Genomic DNA, 16,609 nt, shown 5'->3' on the forward strand with positions numbered 1-16,609 from the left:
CCACGCGTCATCCCACCGGCCCCATTTGGCGCGTTCCGCAAGGCCCCGCGACTTGCGCGACGCGTCAAACCGCGTTTCACTTGGTCCCGCGCGCAACAGGACAAGTGACCGATGACCGACGTTCTCCTCCTTGCTTTCATCTTTCTCGTCGCCGGCGTCGTCTCGGTGCCCATCGCCTCTCGCCTCGGCCTCGGCTCAGTGCTGGGTTATCTCATTGCCGGGATTGTGATTTCCCCGCTTCTCGCGCTCCTCCATGTCGATGTGATCTCGCTGCAGCATTTCGCCGAATTCGGCGTGGTGATGATGCTGTTTCTGGTCGGACTCGAGCTTGAGCCGAAGATGCTGTGGGAGATGCGCCTGCGCCTCATGGGCCTCGGCGGTGGCCAGATCGGCATCACCGCGCTTGCCGTGATGGGCGTCGCGATGGTTCTGGGGCAGCCCTGGACCGTCGCGCTTGCCATCGGCCTTGTCTTTGCGCTCAGCTCCACCGCCATTGTGCTGCAAACCCTCAACGAAAAGGGGCTGATGAAATCCGATGGCGGGCAATCGAGCTTTTCGGTGCTGCTCACCCAGGACATCGCCGTCATCCCGATGCTGGCCTTCATCCCCCTCCTGGCGATACCCGAGCTGATGGACACGGCCGCCCATGTGACGGACCACGCCGTGCCCACGACCCATGCCGAGGCCCCGGCCCACGGCGATGACCCGCACGCGACCTACGACCATGGCGGCGGCGATCACGGCCCCGGCCTCAGCCTGGTCGACGGCCTCAATGGCTGGCAGACCGCGCTCGCCACGCTCGCTGCCATCGCCGCCGTCATCGTCGGCGGTTCGTTCCTGACTTCGCCAATCTTTCGCTTCATCTCGGCCGCCAACCTGCGCGAGCTGTTCACCGCCGCCGCGCTGATGATGGTGATCGGCATCGCGCTCCTGATGAGCCTCGTCGGCCTCTCCCCCGCGCTGGGCACCTTCCTCGCTGGCGTGGTGCTGGCCAATTCCGAATACCGCCACGAGCTGGAAAGCGACATCGACCCGTTCAAGGGCTTGCTGCTGGGCCTGTTCTTCATGACCGTGGGCGCGGGCATCAACTTCGCGCTGCTGTTCGACAACATCGCCAGCATCCTCGCGCTCACGCTCGGCCTGATGGCCCTGAAAAGCCTGGTCCTGCTGCTGCTCGCCCGCATTTTCAAACTCCGCGGGGCCGACAAGTGGCTCCTGGGCCTCGGTCTCGCCCAGGCCGGTGAGTTTGGCTTTGTGCTGCTCACCTTCACCGTCGCCAACAATGTCATCCCGGCCGCCTTGGCCGACCAGCTGCTGCTCGTCGTAGCGCTCTCGATGCTGCTCACGCCCGCGCTCTTCATCCTCTACGACCGGGTCATCGCCCCGCGCTATTCGGCTGAAGAAGAGCGTGATGCGGACGAAATGCCCGGCGACAGCCATATCTTGATCGCCGGCGCCGGCCGGATCGGCGGTCTGGTCAACCGCGTCCTCGAAGCCGCCGGCTACAAGACCACTGTGATCGACTATTCCGCCCGCCGGCTCGACATCATGGCCCGCTTCGGGGTCAAGCATTACTACGGCGACGCCACCCGACCCGACCTCTTGCACGCCGCCGGCATCCATGACGCCCGCGTTTTCGTCATCGCCATCAACGATCGCGACAAGATCACCGAACTCACCCGATACGTGACCTCGAATTACCCGCATGTGCATGTCATCGCCCGCGCCGTCGACCGCGATCACGTCTATGACCTGTGGTTCGCCGGCTGCCGCGACATCATCCGCGAAACCTATGACAGCACGCTGCGGATGAGCCGCTCGGCCTTCGAAGCCTTAGGCATCGACCGCCCCGTCGCCGAGCGCATGATCGATGAATTCAACGACACCGACCGCCGCGCCATGCTCGAAGTGGCCCAGGTGCACAAGCCCGGCGTCCCGCCGCACGAGAACGAGGAATATGTCGCCAAGGTGCGCGAAATGCTCGATCCCTGGCAAAAGGAACTCGGTGACAGGATGGCAACCATCCGCGAGAGCGCCGAGGCCGACAAGGCCTGACACTCAGGCGCGGATCACGCCTCTATCCGCGCCGGACGCACCACCCGGGCCTGACTCAGCACAATGGCGCCCAGAAGACCCGACAGGATCGATCCGCTCAGCACCCCGATCCGCACCGCGTTCTGGCTTTCGACATCGGTGAAGGCCAAAGAGCCGATGAACAGCGACATGGTAAAGCCGATGCCGGCCAAACAGGCCGCGCCATAGAGCTTGCGCCAGGACAGTTCCTCGGGACGCGTCGCCAGCCCCGAGCGCACCGCCAGCCAGACCACGCCGAATACACCAAGTTGCTTGCCGACGAAAAGCCCGGCGGCCACGCCAAGCGACAGCGGATGCATCAGCGTTTCGAGCGAAAGCCCGGCCAACGGCACCCCGGCATTGGCAAAGGCAAAGACCGGCAGGATCAGGAAACTCACCCAGGGATGCAGCTCGTGCTCGGTATCGAGCGCCAGCGACCGCCCCCGGCCGTCGCGCTCGAACGGAATGGCAAAGCCCAGGGCCACGCCGGCCAGGGTCGCATGGACCCCCGATTTCAGCACCGCCGTCCACAAGATCAGCCCGACGATGAAATAGCCCAGCCAGTTGCGCGACCCCAGAAGGTTCATCGCCAGCAGCACTGCCAGGCAAACCGCTGCGATGCTCAACGCCATTACAGACAACGACGAGGTATAGAACAGTGCGATGATCACGATGGCGGCAAGGTCGTCCACCACCGCAAGTGCCAGAAGAAAGGTCTTCAGTACCGGTGGGACTTTGTTGCCAAACAGGCTCAGAACACCCAGGGCGAAGGCGATATCCGTCGCCGCGGGAATGGCCCAGCCGCGCGCCTCGGCGCTGTCGATCCCGACGATGGCCAGGAAGATCAGCGACGGGATCACGATGCCGCCCAAGGCGCCGTAGACCGGCAGCGCCGCCGCCTGCCAGTTCGACAGGGCGCCGGCTTTGACCTCACGTTTGATCTCTAGCGCGACCAGCAGGAAGAACACCGCCATCAACCCGTCGTTGATCCACAGTAGAAGCGGTTTCGAGATTTCCAGATCGGCGACGGCGACCGTCGCGTATTCCCCGAGCAGCGCGTCGTAATATGGCGCCAGAGCCGAGATGTTTTCGAACAGGATGCCCGCCAGCGCCGCCGTGGCCAGCAAAAGTCCTGCAAATATGTCGGATGGAATCCCCAAGACTTTCTGGGCCACGCGTCCCTCCCTTTCTGATGTTTTCAGTTAGGTATTGCGCGCGCGGCCTTTTTCAACGGTCTGAGAAGGTAAATATTGTTATCCTGGATTTGCACTATACCCGAACCACTTGAACACCAGGTCGCCCAGGCTGCCATCCTTGCTCATGTCATACAGTGCATCCTCGAAGGCAAAGCGCCGGTCGACATCATGGGCCCGGAACACGGCGGCACGGCCCAGTTCGTAGCTTTGGGGTTCGTAGTTATAGTCAAACACCCCTTTCGACTCGAGCATGATCGGCACGAGCACTGCGCGCGGCCCGACAACAACATCTACCGCACCGTCCCGCAGCGCCGTGATTGCCGCAATCAAGAAAAGCGTTCTCATTTCCTCCGCCTCTCATATGAAACAGAGCGCGTTCCTGACTGGCTATATTTTTGATTAAAAATTGTTTCTCACGACCTCGCCTTGATCATGGGTAAAGCGCAGATCACACTTGCAGAGGCGCCGCGGCGCATATAGTTTACACGTTAACTAAATGGAGGCTGCGATGCGGTGGAGCGATTTTCCGAAATGGGGCAAGTGGGCCGCCGACTGGGCCGCGAATTACCATGCCACCCTGCGCGACCGCCCGGTGCGGGCCCAGACCAAACCCGGTGAGATCGCGGCTCAGCTCCCGGCCTCCCCGCCGGACGCGCCTCAACCGATCGAAGACATCCTCGCCGATTTCGAACGCATCGTGATGCCCGGCATGACCCATTGGCAGCACCCGCGTTTCTTCGCCTATTTCCCCTCGAACGCCTCCCCGGCGGCGGTGCTGGCCGACAACCTGATCGCGGCGACCTCGGCGCAATGCATGCTCTGGCAGACCTCCCCGGCGGCAACCGAAATGGAAACCCGGATGATGGACTGGCTGCGCCAGGCGCTGGGCCTTCCGCAAGGCTTCCACGGAGTCATCCAGGACAGCGCCTCGTCGGCCACGCTGGCCGCCGTACTCACCATGCGCGAGCGCGCCTTGAACTGGGACGGCAACAAATCCGGCCTGCCAAGCCAGAAACCGCTACGCATCTATGCCAGCGCCGAGGTCCACACCTCGATCGACCGCGCCATCTGGATCGCCGGCATCGGCGAGGCCAATCTGGTGCGCATTCCGACCACGGGGCCGCTGCGCTCGATGGACCCCGTCGCGCTGAAAGCCGCGATCGAGGCCGACCGCGCCGCCGGTTTGCTGCCTGCTGGCCTGATCGCCTGTACCGGCGGCACCGGCACCGGCGCCTGCGACGACATCGCCGCGGTGCTCGACGTAGCGGAGGAATTCAACCTCTACACCCATGTCGATGCCGCCTGGGCCGGGTCGGCGATGATCTGTCCGGAATTCCGCGACTTGTGGCAAGGGGTCGACCGGGCAGATAGCGTCGTGCTCAACCCGCACAAATGGCTCGGCACCCAGTTCGATCTTTCGGCACATTTCGTGCGCTCGCCCGAAGATCTCACCCGCACGCTCGCGATCCAGCCGGAATACCTCAAGACCCACGGGGCCGACGGCATCATCAATTATTCGGAATGGTCGGTACCGCTGGGCCGCCGATTCCGCGCCCTGAAACTGTGGTTCCTGCTGCGCGCCTACGGTCTCGACGGGTTGCGCAATATGATCCGTAACCACGTCACCTGGAGCCAGGCGCTGGCCGAGAAATTCCGCGCGCATCCGGATTTCGAGATCGTCACGGATCCGGTCCTGTCGCTTTTCACCTTTCGCTTCGCCCCGCAAGGCGCTGATAACCTGGATGATCTCAACCTGTCCCTCGTCAACGCGCTCAACAATGACGGCCGGATCTACATCACCCAGACCCGCACCGACGGCAAGCTCGTGATCCGCTTTCAGGCCGGCCAGTTCGACGCCACCGAAGACGACATCGCCACCGCCTACGACGTGATTACCGAGATCGCCGCCAGCCTCTGAAGGAACCACCATGCCCGCCCCTGAAAACCGTTTCAAAGCCGCCCTCCGGGCTGGCAGAACCCAGATCGGCTGCTGGGCCGGCTTCGCCGACCCTTACGCCACCGAGGTTCTGTCAACGGCGAATTTCGACTGGCTCGTGATCGACGGTGAACACGCACCGAACGATCTCCAGACCATCATGCACCAGCTCCAGGTACTCGACGGAAAACAGTCCCATGCCGTCGTCCGCCTACCGGTGGGCAATGAATGGCTGATCAAGCAAGTGCTCGACGCCGGCGCACAAACCGTTCTGGTGCCGCTGGTCGAGACCGGCGAGCAGGCCGCCTTTCTCGCCCGCGCCATGCGCTATCCGCCGCAAGGCATCCGCGGTGCCGGCGCTGCGCTGGCCCGCGCTTCGCGGTTCTCGGCCATTCCCGACTACATCGCCACCGCCAACGATCAGGTTTGCCTTTTGGTACAGGTCGAGACCGCCAGGGGTTTGGGCAATCTCGACGCCATCCTCGCCACCGATGGTATCGACGGCGTTTTCATCGGCCCAGCCGACCTTGCCGCCGACATGGGCCACCCCGGCGATGCCGGGCACCCGGACGTGCAGGATACGATCCGATCGGCCCTCGCCCGAATCGCCGCCTCCGACAAGGCGGCCGGCATTCTCGCCACCGATGACGCCACGGCGCAGACCTATCATGGTTGGGGCGCGCAGTTCCTCGCCGTCGGCATCGACGTGATGCTGCTTGCCCGCGCCGCCCGCACCGCCATGGAGCTCTGGACCGACCGGCTGGGCGCAGAGTAACCCGCTCTGCCCCGCGTTTGTCATGATCCTTGGAACGCGTGCCCCGCTGGCCGGATATCAGCGGGGCACGGCGCGATTCATGCTTTTCAACCCGGGTCGTTTCATTTAGATTTCCCGAAAGTAACTTTCAGATAAGCCGAAATACACATGCGCAGAGAGACCCAGGCACAGGCCCCCGCCCCCAACGTCTACGACTCTGAACCGATCCCCGAGGCCGCCCGCGCCGAGATCGACCGTCTGCTCTCCTCCGGTGACCTGTTCCGCTATACCGCGCCGGAAGACGCGCCGGTCGCGCTTCTCGAACGCGAGTTTGCCGCGATGATGGGGACAAAATACGCTCTTGCCGTGTCGTCGTGCTCGGCCGCGCTGTTCCTGTCGCTCAAGGCGCTCGACCTGCCGCGCGACGCCCGCGTGCTGATCCCCGGCTTCACCTTTGCCGCCGTGCCCTCCTCGGTGGTGCATGCCGACTGCATCCCCGTCCTGTGCGAGGTCGGCGAGAACTACCGCATCGACATCGACGATTTCGCCGCCCGACTGGATCAGGACATCGCCGCCGTGATCATCTCGCACATGCGCGGCCACACCTCTGACATGGACGCCATCCTGGCGCTGTGCGACGCCCGTGGCATTCCGGTGATCGAAGACGCCGCCCATTCGCTCGGCACTGAGTGGCACGGTCGCAAGATCGGCACGCTGGGCCGGGTGGGATGCTTCTCTTTCCAGTCCTACAAGCTGATGAACTCGGGCGAAGGCGGCATTCTGATCACCGATGACGCCGATCTGGTAGCGCGCGCCGTGATCATGTCGGGTGCCTATGAGCACAACTGGCGCAAACACATGAACAGGGCCGACAATTCCGCCGAACTCGAACAGGCGTTTTCGCGTTGGCAGAACCGTCTGCCGCTCTACAACCTGCGCCTGGGCAATCTCTCAGCCGCGGTGCTGCGCCCGCAACTCGCCGAAGTGTCGCGCCGCGTCCGCGATGGCCGCCGCAACCACGCCCACGTCGCAGCGCGGCTCAACTCGTCGCCCTGGCTCAGCGTGCCCGAGAATCTCGGCCCCGAGGACCGGGCCCCGGATTCGATCCAGTTCAACCTCGTCAATATGAGCGACGCCGAAACCGTCGCCTTTGCCGCGGCTGCCGAGGCCCGTGGCATCAAGGTTCAGGTCTTCGGGCTCAGCGCCGACAATGCCCGTGCCTTCTGGAACTGGCAATTCATCCCCGGCCCGGCGCCCGAGCTGCCGAAAACCCGTGCCATGCTGATGCGCGCCTGCGATGTCCGCCTGCCGGCACGCCTCACGCTCGCGCAATGCGACCAAATCGCAGATGCGCTAACGCGCGCTGTCGAAGACGTCATGGCCCAAGCCCGCGCCTACGGCACCTGACCCCGCCGGGGCACACTCATCCCGGACCAGGCCACGGCGCCTCGACGCTTGCCAGGCGGAAAACCTTCGGGCAGGCTCGCCGCGACCAACCACACGAGGCAGCAATGAACGAATTCGCCCAAGGCGCCGCCTGGATGGCCGGCGACATCCTTCCGATTGCCGAGGCGAGAATCTCGGTCCTCGACTGGGGCCTGACCCATTCCGATATCACCTACGACGTTGTGCCGGTCTGGAACGGTGCCTTCTTCCGCCTGCCCGACTATCTCGAACGCTTCCGCCAGTCCGTCGACACCCTGAAGCTCACGATCCCGCAGACCGATGCCGAGATCACCGAGATCCTCCACCGCATCGTCGCCGCCTCCGGCCTGCGCGAGGCCTATGTCGCGATGGTCGCCTCACGCGGCGTGCCCCTGATCCCCGGCTCTCGCGACCCGCGCGATTGCGGCAACCATTTCTATGCCTGGGTGATCCCCTACGTCCACGTGATCAAGCCTGAGGTTGCCGACCGCGGCTGCCACTTGTGGATTTCCAAGGGCTCGCGCCGCATCCCCGAGGACAGCGTCAACCCCCGCGCCAAGAACTACCATTGGGGCGATTTCACCACCGGCCTTCTCGAGGCCAAGGAAAGGGGCTTCGACACCACCGCCCTGCTCGACCATCACGGCAACGTCACCGAAGGTCCCGGGTTCAACGTTTTCGCGCTCAAGGGCGACACCGTGGTGACTTCGGATCACGGCGTGCTGCATGGCCTCACCCGACGCACCGTGATCGAACTGTGCCAAGCGCGCGACCTTACCGTCGAAACCCGGCCGCTTCCCCTGTCGGAGCTGCTCGAAGCCGACGAGGTCTTCCTGTCGACCTCGTCCGGCGGCGCGGTGCCGGTCGCCCGGGTCGACGACCGGGTGTTTTCCAATGATGCCCCGGGCCCGGTGGCGAAAACCCTGCGCGCCGACTATTTCGCCCTGCTCGAACGTGGCGAGATGAGCCAGCCCGTACGTTACTGACCGGCTTAGAGCAGCCGCAGAACCTCGCCGACGAAGGGATGCGCCCGTACCGCCGGCGCGATCACCGCCTCGCGCACGATCGGCTTCAGCTGGGCCCCGACCTGTTCCGGCATCTCCTGCAGGATCCCCCTGCGCGCGGTCAGGCTGATGGTCCGGCTCAGCGGCGCAAACGGCAGCTCCAGCACGTCGATCTGCGCCTCGAAGCGCCGCGCCCGCATCAGCGCCAACGGTGTCAGAATGGTCCAGCCCGCCCCCTGCCCCACCAGCGCCAGGATGGCGTGATAGCTGTCGAGCTCGAAACGGTGCGCCACCGTCAGGCTCTGGCGCGCCAGGTGCTCGGCGATCAGCCGCCCCATCCAGTGCCGCGAGGTGTATTGCACCAGCGGCAGCGACCGCAGCTGCGCCAGCACATTGCCGCCGCGATCAACCGCGCCTTTGGGAGCCGCCACGACAAACCCGTCTTCCAGGATCGGATGCACCTCCATCCAGTCCGCCGGCGCCCCCATCTCGGCCGCCACGATCACGTCGAGCGCCCGCGCATCGAGCTGATCATTGAGGAAATGGCTGGCCCCGGTCTCGAGCAGGAACTGGCAGTTCTTCAACTCGCCGGCCATATGTGCCAACAGCTGCGGCGTCACGTCGGCCTCGAAATCCTCGATCATGCCCAGCCGGAACCGCGTCAGCGCGCTGAGATCGCCAGTCGCCAGTTCGGCCCGCGCCTGCGCCGCCTCGTCGAGGATAATCGAAGCCCGCCGCCGAAAGGTCTCACCCGCCGGGGTCAGCTGCACCGGCCGGGCATTGCGCTCCAGCAGCGTCACGCCCATCGCGGCTTCCAGGTTGGTCAGCTGCTGCGACACCGCCGAGGGCGACGCCCCCAGTCGCCGTGCCGCGGCCGAGATCGAATGTTCCTCGGCCGTTGCCACGAAAACCTCGATCCCCCAGAGGGTGATCTTGCCCGAGCCCAGTGCCATCAGAGCGGGCCTCGCTTCATAGGAAGTAATGTATTCACCGGCCGGACCGAGGCAGCGTTTTCAGTGAAACCGCGTTCGGTCCGGCGGGTGAATGCGCTATTGCGGGACACGCGCAGCCGGGTCTACTTGTCGAGTTTGGAAAGCTTTGACTGCAACTCGGCCAGTTGCTTCTTGATATCGTCCAGCTCCTCGCCACCGTCTTCCGTCTCCGACTCGGGCTCGGACCCGCTGGTCTTGGCGGCGCTCCCCCAGGCACCGGTCATCGCCTTCATGAATGCCTCCTGCTGCGCCTGCATCGCCTCGAACCCGGGCATCTGGGCCATCGGGTTCATCTTGCCCATGTTCTCCATCATCTTCGACTGGCCGTCGCGCAGCATCTCGAAACTGGCCTGCAAGAACTGTGGCACGACGCTTGTCGCCTGGGTGGTGTAGCTGCGCACAAGATCGTTGAGCACCGATACCGGCAGCACGTTCTCGCCGCGGCTTTCGTGCTCGGCGATGATCTGCAACAGGTATTGCCGGGTCAGATCGTCGCCGGTCTTGAGATCGACGATCTGCACTTCCCGGCCGTCGCGAATGAACCCGGCGATATCGTCGAGCGTCACGTAATCGCTGGTCTCGGTGTTGTAGAGACGGCGGCTCGCATATCGCTTGATAAGCAAAGGTTTGTCAGTGTCGGCCAAGAGTATCCCTCCCCGGAAACGCGCGCTGCGCTGCAGCTTACGCGAGTGCAGAAAAAAAGGAAAGGGCGAGCCACCCGGGCCCGCCCTTCACTTGCATCGCACCTCCGTTTGGGAGGAGAGGGAGAAAGAGGTGCGAAAGTGTGTGCCTTACTTCGCGGTGGCTTTTTTCGCCGCTGTGGTCACGTCGTCGGTGGCTTTCTTCATCGCGGCGGTGGCCTCTTCCGAGACGTCCTTGCCGGCCGCCATCAGCAGCTCAACGGTGTCCATCTGGACCTTCTTGGCAACTTCAGCGAAGGCCGCCATGTTCTCGGCTGCGGCTTCGGCGGTGGCCGAAGCGAACTCGGTCATGGCTTTGGCATAGTCGGCCGGCTCGGCTTTGGCTTTCGACATTTCCGAAAGCTTGGAGAGCGTTTCTTTGGTCCACTTGCTCGAGATCTCGGTCGATTTCTCGGCGGCGGTCAGGGCAACACCGGTGAGTTTCTCATTCAGAGTTGCTTGGTTCTTGAACGTCTTCTCGAAGGTAGCGGTGTCTACCGGGAAAGCGCCCATCATGTCTTTCATCAGGGCGGTGAAGTCTTGCGTCTTTGCCATGGGTTAATTCCTTGCGTTTGCGTGGTGCGCAGGGTGCGCGTTTCTGCTTCTGCAAAGAATATACTTTCTGCACTGCAGCATTTCAAGTGTTTTTGCTGCAGTGCAGAAAAAAGACCGCTAAGCCTTCAAAATCAGTTACTTGCCTTGACCTTCACATAGGTTCCGGGTGCCGGGGTGAGCGGTTTGTAGTCCGAATCGCCGGGAATACGGGCCGGAACCATCTTGCCCGAACGCCGGCGCAGCCAGGCTTCCCAGCGCGGCCACCACGAGCCGTCATGGAACGTTGCGGTTTCGCGCCAGGCGGCGTGGTCGAGGCTCAGGTCGTCATTGGTATAGTGACCGTATTTCTTTTTCGACGGCGGATTGACGATGCCGGCGATGTGGCCCGACTGGCTGAGGATGAAGGTCTTCTGCTTCGACGCCGCCTGTTGCATGCCGCGATAGCAATCCCTCCACGCCGCGATATGGTCGGTCTCGCAGGTCACGGCGCAGAACGGCACCTCGACATCGCGGATATGCAGGGTCTCGCCGCACAATTCCATTCCATCGGTGACGAAGGCGTTCTTCTGGCACAGTGCCCGCAGGTATTCCATCGTCATCCGCGCCGGCAGGTTGGTGCTGTCGCCGTTCCAGTAAAGCAGGTCGAAAGCGGGCGGCGTCTCGCCCATCATGTAGCTCTTGATCGCGGGTTGATAGACCAAGTCGTTGGAGCGCAGGAACGACATCGTCCGGCTCATGATGAACGAGCGCAGGATGCCCATCTGCCCGACCTCTTCCTCGATCCCGTCGATGAAATCGTCCTGCAGGAAGGGAACGAATTCGCCCTGGTCCGAGAAATCGGTCAGCGCCGTGAAGAACGTGGCCGACTTTATCGACTTGTCGCCACGCTTCTTCAGAAGCGCCAGCGTCAGGTTCAGCGTGGTGCCGGCGATGCAATATCCCACGGCATTCACCTGTTTCTGGCCCGTGATCTCCTTGGCGACCCGGATCGCTTCGAGGAAGCCTTCCTCGATATAGTCGCCCATGCCGACATCGCGGTATTCCGGCCCGGGGTTCACCCAACTCACCACGAACAGCGTGTAGCCCTGATCGACGATCCAGCGGATCAGCGAATTCTCGGGCTTGAGGTCGAGGATGTAGAACTTGTTGATCCAGGGCGGGAAGATAACGATCGGCGTGGCGTGCACCTCGTCGGTCGCCGGGCTGTACTGGATCACCTCCATCATCCGGTTTCGGAAGACAACCTCGCCCGGTGCCGTCGCCACGTTGACGCCCAGTTCGAACGCGCTCTCGTCGGCCAGCCGCACCAGCATCTCACCATTGTTGCGCTCGAGATCCGCCACCAGGTTCTCCAGCCCCTGAACCAGCGATTCCCCCTCGGTTGCCACTGCGCGCTCGAGCGCATCGGGATTGGTGCCCAGAAAATTGGTCGGCGACATCATGTCGATGATTTGGTTCGAGAAATAGCGCAGCCGCTTGCGGTCGACCTCGTCGAGATCGTCGGCGTGTTCCACCGCGTCGCGGATCGCCTCGGCATTGTGCTGGTATTGCCGGCGGACGAAACTGAAATAGGGATTACTCTGCCACAGCGGATTGGCAAATCGCCGGTCCTGCAACTCTTCCTCAACCTCGGCCTGGGTTTCACCCTTCAGGAATTGTTGCTGCGCTTCGAGGAAATGCGCCACCGTCTTGCCCCAATATCCGACCTGCGCCTCGAAGAGTTTCGCCGGATTCTCCAGCCATTGCTGCCAGTAAGCCCCCGCGGCACGGGCGAACAGCTCTTGATCCGGTGCATTCAGCGCGGGATTCGAAGGCTGGCGCTTCGACAGCGCCGCAACCAGACGTTGAGAAAGCTCCTCCACTCGGGCGAGGTTTGCATTCATTTTGTCAATCGCTTCGGGTGCTGCATCGTCTTTTGTTGTCATTTTAACAAATCTTTCCTATCCTCGCTGCTATGCAGCATACCGTGCTGTCACAAAGAATCAAAGCGCCTACGGTGGGAGGGGCCGGAACGCGCAATCGGGCAGCCCCCGACCGTACCAAGGAGACGCGCATGCGCTACATGGCCACCTATGACCTGATGGAGTCCTTCCGCAACGCCAACCAGTGGCTTGGCGCAACGGCACTGTCCTTTGCCTCCTACCCGGGCTTCGCGATGGTCCCGAACCCGGCGCTGCAATGGATGGCCGCCTGGGGCGAGGTCACGGAACGCACCTTCCAGCGGATGGTGGTCAAGCCCGACTGGGGTATTCGCACGTTCGTCTGCCCCGATGGCAAGGACCATCTGGTCACGGTCGACACCGTGGTCGAACGCCCGTTCGGCGATCTCATTCACTTCAACGTGGTCGGTCGCGAACCCAACCCGCGCAAGGTGCTGCTGGTGGCGCCGATGTCGGGGCACTACGCCACGCTGCTGCGCTCGACCGTGAAGTCTCTGCTCGTGGATTGCGAAGTCTACGTCACCGACTGGCACAACGCCCGCGACATCCCTGTCTCCGAAGGCAAGTTCGACGTCGAGGATTATTCCCTCTACCTTGTCGATTTCATGAAAGAGCTTGGCCCCGACACCCATGTCATCGCGGTCTGCCAGCCGGCACCGCTGACGCTCGCGGCCACGGCTTACCTGGCCGAGCTCGACCCCGACGCCCAGCCGCGTACGCTCACTCTGATCGGCGGCCCGATCGACCCCGACGCCGCCCAGACCGACGTCACCGATTTCGGCGCCCGCGTCACCATGGGCCAGCTCGAAGAAACCATGATCCAGCGCGTCGGCTTCAAGTACAAGGGCGTCGGCCGCATGGTCTATCCCGGCCTGCTTCAGCTCGCCTCGTTCATGTCGATGAACGGCGAACGCCACACCAAGGCGTTTTCCGACCAGATCATGCGGGTGATGCAGGGCGAAGCCGGCGACCACGACCCGCACAATCGGTTCTATGACGAATACCTCGCGGTGATGGACATGACGGCCGAGTTCTACCTTTCGACCGTCGAACGCGTCTTCAAGAACCGCGAGATTGCCAAGAACGAATTCGTCGTCAACGGCCACAAGGTCGACATCGGCAAGATCACCACTGTCGCCGTCAAGACCGTCGAAGGCGAGAAGGACGACATTTCCGCCCCCGGTCAATGCGTCGCCGCACTCGATCTCTGCACCGGCCTGCCCGACGAGAAAAAGGCGCAACACGTCGAACCGGGGGCTGGCCATTACGGCATCTTCGCCGGGTCGTCCTGGCGTAACAACATCCGTCCGCTGGTCCTCGACTTCATCGACGCCAATGCCGATGGCCCCAGCCCACGCGCCTCGGCGCGTAAGCCCAAGGTCAAGAAGGCGGCCAACAAGAACGCCGCCGCCTGAGCCACCCACGCCTGTCGGTCGGATTGACCGGACATCGCCGGAAAAGCTCCGCCGAGCCGCCCAGCGGCCCGCCAGGAAGCGCTTGCGCCGGCATTGGGACATCGAGAAATACCTTAACCGTTCGGAACAAGCTCTCAGCGTAACCGCAGTTGGCCCGGCGCGGACATTGATCCGGAACATCGCTGGCCCGGACCAACGCCACGGGCCGCCGGCCCGGCTTGTTCCTCAGACAAGCCGCACGCTCCCACCCGGTCCACCACACCCGGGGGCCGGCCCCGGATGTGTCCTTCCCTTGAACCCTAAAGACTGAACACTCACGACAATCCCGGGGTGGACGCCGAGGCCGGTTTCGGATTTCCTGAGTCCACAAGAAAGCCACGTTAGGAATGCAGATGACCGAACTCGCGTTCTCCTGCGCCTGCGGCCATGTCAAAGGGCGCCTCGACGTGCCGTCGCGGCGGGCCGGCAACCACGTGGTCTGCCACTGCCCGGACTGCCGTGCCGCCGAGATCCATCTTGGCCAGCCTGATCCGGCACCAAACGGCGTCGAGATCTGGCAGACCACCCCCGACCGCGTGACCATCGACGCGGGCGCCGATCAACTTGCCCTGATCCAGCTGTCCCCCAAGGGCCTGTTCCGCTGGCACGCGCGCTGCTGTGGCGCACCGCTGTTCAACACCCTGCGCAGTCGCCGCCTGCCCTTCGTCGGCATCCCCGCCAAACGGCTTTCCGACACGGCACCGCTCGGCCCGATCACCACCCGCGCCTTCATGGCCAAGCCCGGCGGCGGCTACGAGCACGACGGCTTCTCCCGGGCCGGCATCAAGATCAGTTCGATGATGCTCGGGGCTCTTGTCTCGGGCCGCTGGCGCGACACCCCGTTTTTCAACGCCGCGGGACACCCGGTCGTTGCGCCGCATGTGCTCACCAGGGACGAACGCCGCACCGCCTATGGCGGCTGAGCGGCCAGGCTAGCGGTCCCGTCCCGCCCACCATCGCCAGATCGGCAGGACATCGGCCGCTGCGACGGCAATGCCAAGCGGGATCATCCAGAACCCGAGCACGGGCAGGAAGCCGAACACGCCGCCCACGATCAGCGCAAGGCCAAGGACCAGCCGCAACCCCGGCGGAATATGTCGCCGGGCCCACATCCGGGTGGCCCGGGCATATTGCCTGACGCCCTTCCACCCCGCGTGTTTCATTTCAGCACGAACGGTTGCGTCATCCACTCACGCAACAACCCGGTCACGATCTCGGGGGCCTCCAGCGTCGGCACATGGCCCGCTTCTTCGAGGATCTCCAGCCGCGCGTACGGTATAAGTTCCGCCATGAACGTGTGCCGCTTGGGCGGGGTCAACCCATCGTGCGCACCACACAGCACCAGCGCCGGCACCTTGCACTTGCGCAGGGTGGACTGCTGGTCGCGACGCCGTTGCAGGGCCCGCACCTGGCGCAGGAAGACCTGCGGCCCGAGAGCCTGCGCCATCTCGAGCATCTGCGCCAGCACCTCCATCCGCTTCGCCCCCGGCGCGAGGTAGTCCGGCTTCAGAAACCCGCGCATCACCTCGTCGAGCTTGCCGGCCTTGACCCCGACGATCATCGGCTCGTAGGCGGCGGCGCTCTGCGGCGTCTCGGCCAGCGGATTGGTGTCCATCAGGCACAGCCGCGTCACCCGCTCGGGCGCACGCCGCAGGATTTCCATCGCGATGATGCCGCCCATCGACAGCCCCGCCAGTGCGAATTTCTGCGGCAGGCCCATCAGGATATCCGAGGCGATCTCCTCGATCCGCTCGCCGCGCGTGGCGCAGGCCACCATGACGTTCATCTCGCGGCTCAGCGCCTCGATCTGCGGACCGTAAAGCCGGGCGTCACACATCATTCCCGGCACCAGAACCAGCGCTTCGCTCATGGGATTCCCTGCTCCTTGTTCGTTGGCCCCAACTTGGCCATCTGGTCCGCGCCGTCAACCGGCATTCCACCGCGGTACGCTATCCTCCGCCAATCGGGCGCAGCGCACGGAAGGCTGGGAAATCGGCATAGCGCGCCTGGCGCGTCGCCAACGGCTCGCCCGGCGCCTCCCCGCGCCGCACAAGCGTGCCGCGCGGCGCGATGTAGGACGAGATCTGCCGCCACGGCGCGGGCCGCCAGCTGATGTTGAAGGCACAGAGCTTGGGGAAAAACCAGAGCTCGGAATACGGCAGGTGATCGTGAACCCACCACGCCAGGTCGCGCCAGTCCCGCCCCTTTTCATACTGATCGGCGAACCACGGGATCACGATGCTCGCCCCGGCAATCGCCTCCGCTCCACTCGCCCGGTCCCAGATATGGCATTCCTGCGGATGATCGTTGCGGGCGCAGTTCAACCCGTTTTCATTGCCGAAGCGATTGAGGCTGGCCGCGCGATACCCCGAGCGCACCGCCACCCGGCCGAAGGTCTCCTCCAGCGGATCGAGCAGCACCGTGCACAAGGCCCGCCCGTTCTCAATCGCGAGATCGGGATCGTCGGGGATATTCTGGAGCTGGTGGAAATTGCCGATCTCGGAATAAAGAAACTCGCGCATGTAGAAATGATCCGACAGCCGCACCCGGCCCAGCGTCTCGAGGCTCCACATGCTTCCGGGTTTGCGCATCTTCGCGGG

The 16,609-nt window shown here is 63.8% G+C and carries 16 protein-coding genes; 7 read left to right on the forward strand and 9 right to left on the reverse strand.

Annotated elements, in window-relative coordinates; all coding sequences use genetic code 11:
- Positions 1–111: 111 nt before the first annotated feature.
- A complete protein-coding gene (locus NO357_RS04805) occupies positions 112–2,055 on the forward strand; it encodes a cation:proton antiporter domain-containing protein (RefSeq protein ID WP_306734470.1) in 1,944 nt (647 codons plus the stop codon).
- Positions 2,056–2,069: 14 nt separating this feature from the next.
- Here the strand turns inward: NO357_RS04805 and nhaA are convergent, their stop codons facing one another.
- Together nhaA and NO357_RS04815 are read right to left on the reverse strand one after the other, a co-directional pair.
- Complete coding sequence (gene nhaA / locus NO357_RS04810; protein ID WP_306734471.1) at positions 2,070–3,248, reverse strand: Na+/H+ antiporter NhaA; 1,179 nt, start codon at positions 3,246–3,248, stop codon at positions 2,070–2,072.
- Positions 3,249–3,326: 78 nt separating this feature from the next.
- Entirely contained in the window at positions 3,327–3,614 is a 288-nt protein-coding gene (locus NO357_RS04815; RefSeq protein ID WP_306734472.1) for a type 2 periplasmic-binding domain-containing protein, read from the reverse strand.
- 163 nt (positions 3,615–3,777) lie between these two features.
- On the opposite strand from NO357_RS04815, the gene NO357_RS04820 reads away from it, so the two are divergent.
- From NO357_RS04820 to NO357_RS04835, 4 genes are all read left to right on the forward strand, one after another.
- Complete coding sequence (locus NO357_RS04820; protein ID WP_306734473.1) at positions 3,778–5,187, forward strand: pyridoxal phosphate-dependent decarboxylase family protein; 1,410 nt, start codon at positions 3,778–3,780, stop codon at positions 5,185–5,187.
- Positions 5,188–5,197: 10 nt separating this feature from the next.
- The gene (locus NO357_RS04825) at positions 5,198–5,980 is read left to right on the forward strand and encodes an aldolase/citrate lyase family protein (RefSeq protein ID WP_306734474.1); all 783 of its coding nucleotides are present in this window, start codon (positions 5,198–5,200) and stop codon (positions 5,978–5,980) included.
- 147 nt (positions 5,981–6,127) lie between these two features.
- Positions 6,128–7,366, forward strand: coding sequence for a DegT/DnrJ/EryC1/StrS family aminotransferase (locus tag NO357_RS04830; RefSeq protein WP_306734475.1), 1,239 nt, complete (start codon positions 6,128–6,130; stop codon positions 7,364–7,366).
- Between the two features lie 104 nt (positions 7,367–7,470).
- A complete protein-coding gene (locus tag NO357_RS04835) occupies positions 7,471–8,370 on the forward strand; it encodes an aminotransferase class IV (protein ID WP_306734476.1) in 900 nt (299 codons plus the stop codon).
- A 5-nt stretch (positions 8,371–8,375) separates the two neighbouring features.
- Here NO357_RS04835 and NO357_RS04840 read toward each other — a convergent pair whose 3' ends face one another.
- The 4 genes from NO357_RS04840 to NO357_RS04855 all read right to left on the reverse strand — a co-directional run bounded on the left by NO357_RS04840 (position 8,376) and on the right by NO357_RS04855 (position 12,540).
- Entirely contained in the window at positions 8,376–9,341 is a 966-nt protein-coding gene (locus tag NO357_RS04840) for a LysR family transcriptional regulator (protein WP_306734477.1), read from the reverse strand.
- Between the two features lie 122 nt (positions 9,342–9,463).
- Entirely contained in the window at positions 9,464–10,024 is a 561-nt protein-coding gene (phaR, locus tag NO357_RS04845) for a polyhydroxyalkanoate synthesis repressor PhaR (RefSeq protein ID WP_306734478.1), read from the reverse strand.
- 147 nt (positions 10,025–10,171) lie between these two features.
- The gene (locus NO357_RS04850) at positions 10,172–10,615 is read right to left on the reverse strand and encodes a phasin, PhaP (RefSeq protein WP_306734479.1); all 444 of its coding nucleotides are present in this window, start codon (positions 10,613–10,615) and stop codon (positions 10,172–10,174) included.
- Positions 10,616–10,746: 131 nt separating this feature from the next.
- A complete protein-coding gene (locus tag NO357_RS04855) occupies positions 10,747–12,540 on the reverse strand; it encodes a PHA/PHB synthase family protein (RefSeq protein ID WP_306734480.1) in 1,794 nt (597 codons plus the stop codon).
- A gap of 128 nt (positions 12,541–12,668) precedes the next feature.
- Here NO357_RS04855 and phaZ point away from each other — a divergent pair, with 128 nt between their 5' ends.
- Both phaZ and NO357_RS04865 read left to right on the forward strand, forming a co-directional pair.
- Positions 12,669–13,970: a polyhydroxyalkanoate depolymerase gene (phaZ, locus tag NO357_RS04860; RefSeq protein WP_306734481.1), complete on the forward strand. Its 1,302-nt coding sequence runs from the start codon at positions 12,669–12,671 to the stop codon at positions 13,968–13,970.
- 392 nt (positions 13,971–14,362) lie between these two features.
- Positions 14,363–14,932, forward strand: a complete 570-nt coding sequence (locus NO357_RS04865; RefSeq protein ID WP_306734482.1) for a DUF6151 family protein — start codon at positions 14,363–14,365, stop codon at positions 14,930–14,932.
- Positions 14,933–14,941: 9 nt separating this feature from the next.
- Here the strand turns inward: NO357_RS04865 and NO357_RS04870 are convergent, their stop codons facing one another.
- The 3 genes from NO357_RS04870 to NO357_RS04880 form a co-directional block, all read right to left on the reverse strand.
- Positions 14,942–15,172, reverse strand: a complete 231-nt coding sequence (locus NO357_RS04870) for a hypothetical protein (RefSeq protein WP_306734483.1) — start codon at positions 15,170–15,172, stop codon at positions 14,942–14,944.
- Complete coding sequence (locus NO357_RS04875) at positions 15,169–15,879, reverse strand: alpha/beta fold hydrolase (protein WP_306734484.1); 711 nt, start codon at positions 15,877–15,879, stop codon at positions 15,169–15,171. Before NO357_RS04875 ends, NO357_RS04870 begins: the two co-directional genes overlap by 4 nt.
- Positions 15,880–15,958: 79 nt before the next feature.
- Positions 15,959–16,582, reverse strand: a complete 624-nt coding sequence (locus tag NO357_RS04880) for a hypothetical protein (protein WP_306734769.1) — start codon at positions 16,580–16,582, stop codon at positions 15,959–15,961.
- Between the last annotated feature and the right edge of the window lie 27 nt (positions 16,583–16,609).

Source organism: Marimonas arenosa (assembly GCF_030848945.1).
Lineage (GTDB): Bacteria > Pseudomonadota > Alphaproteobacteria > Rhodobacterales > Rhodobacteraceae > Marimonas > Marimonas arenosa.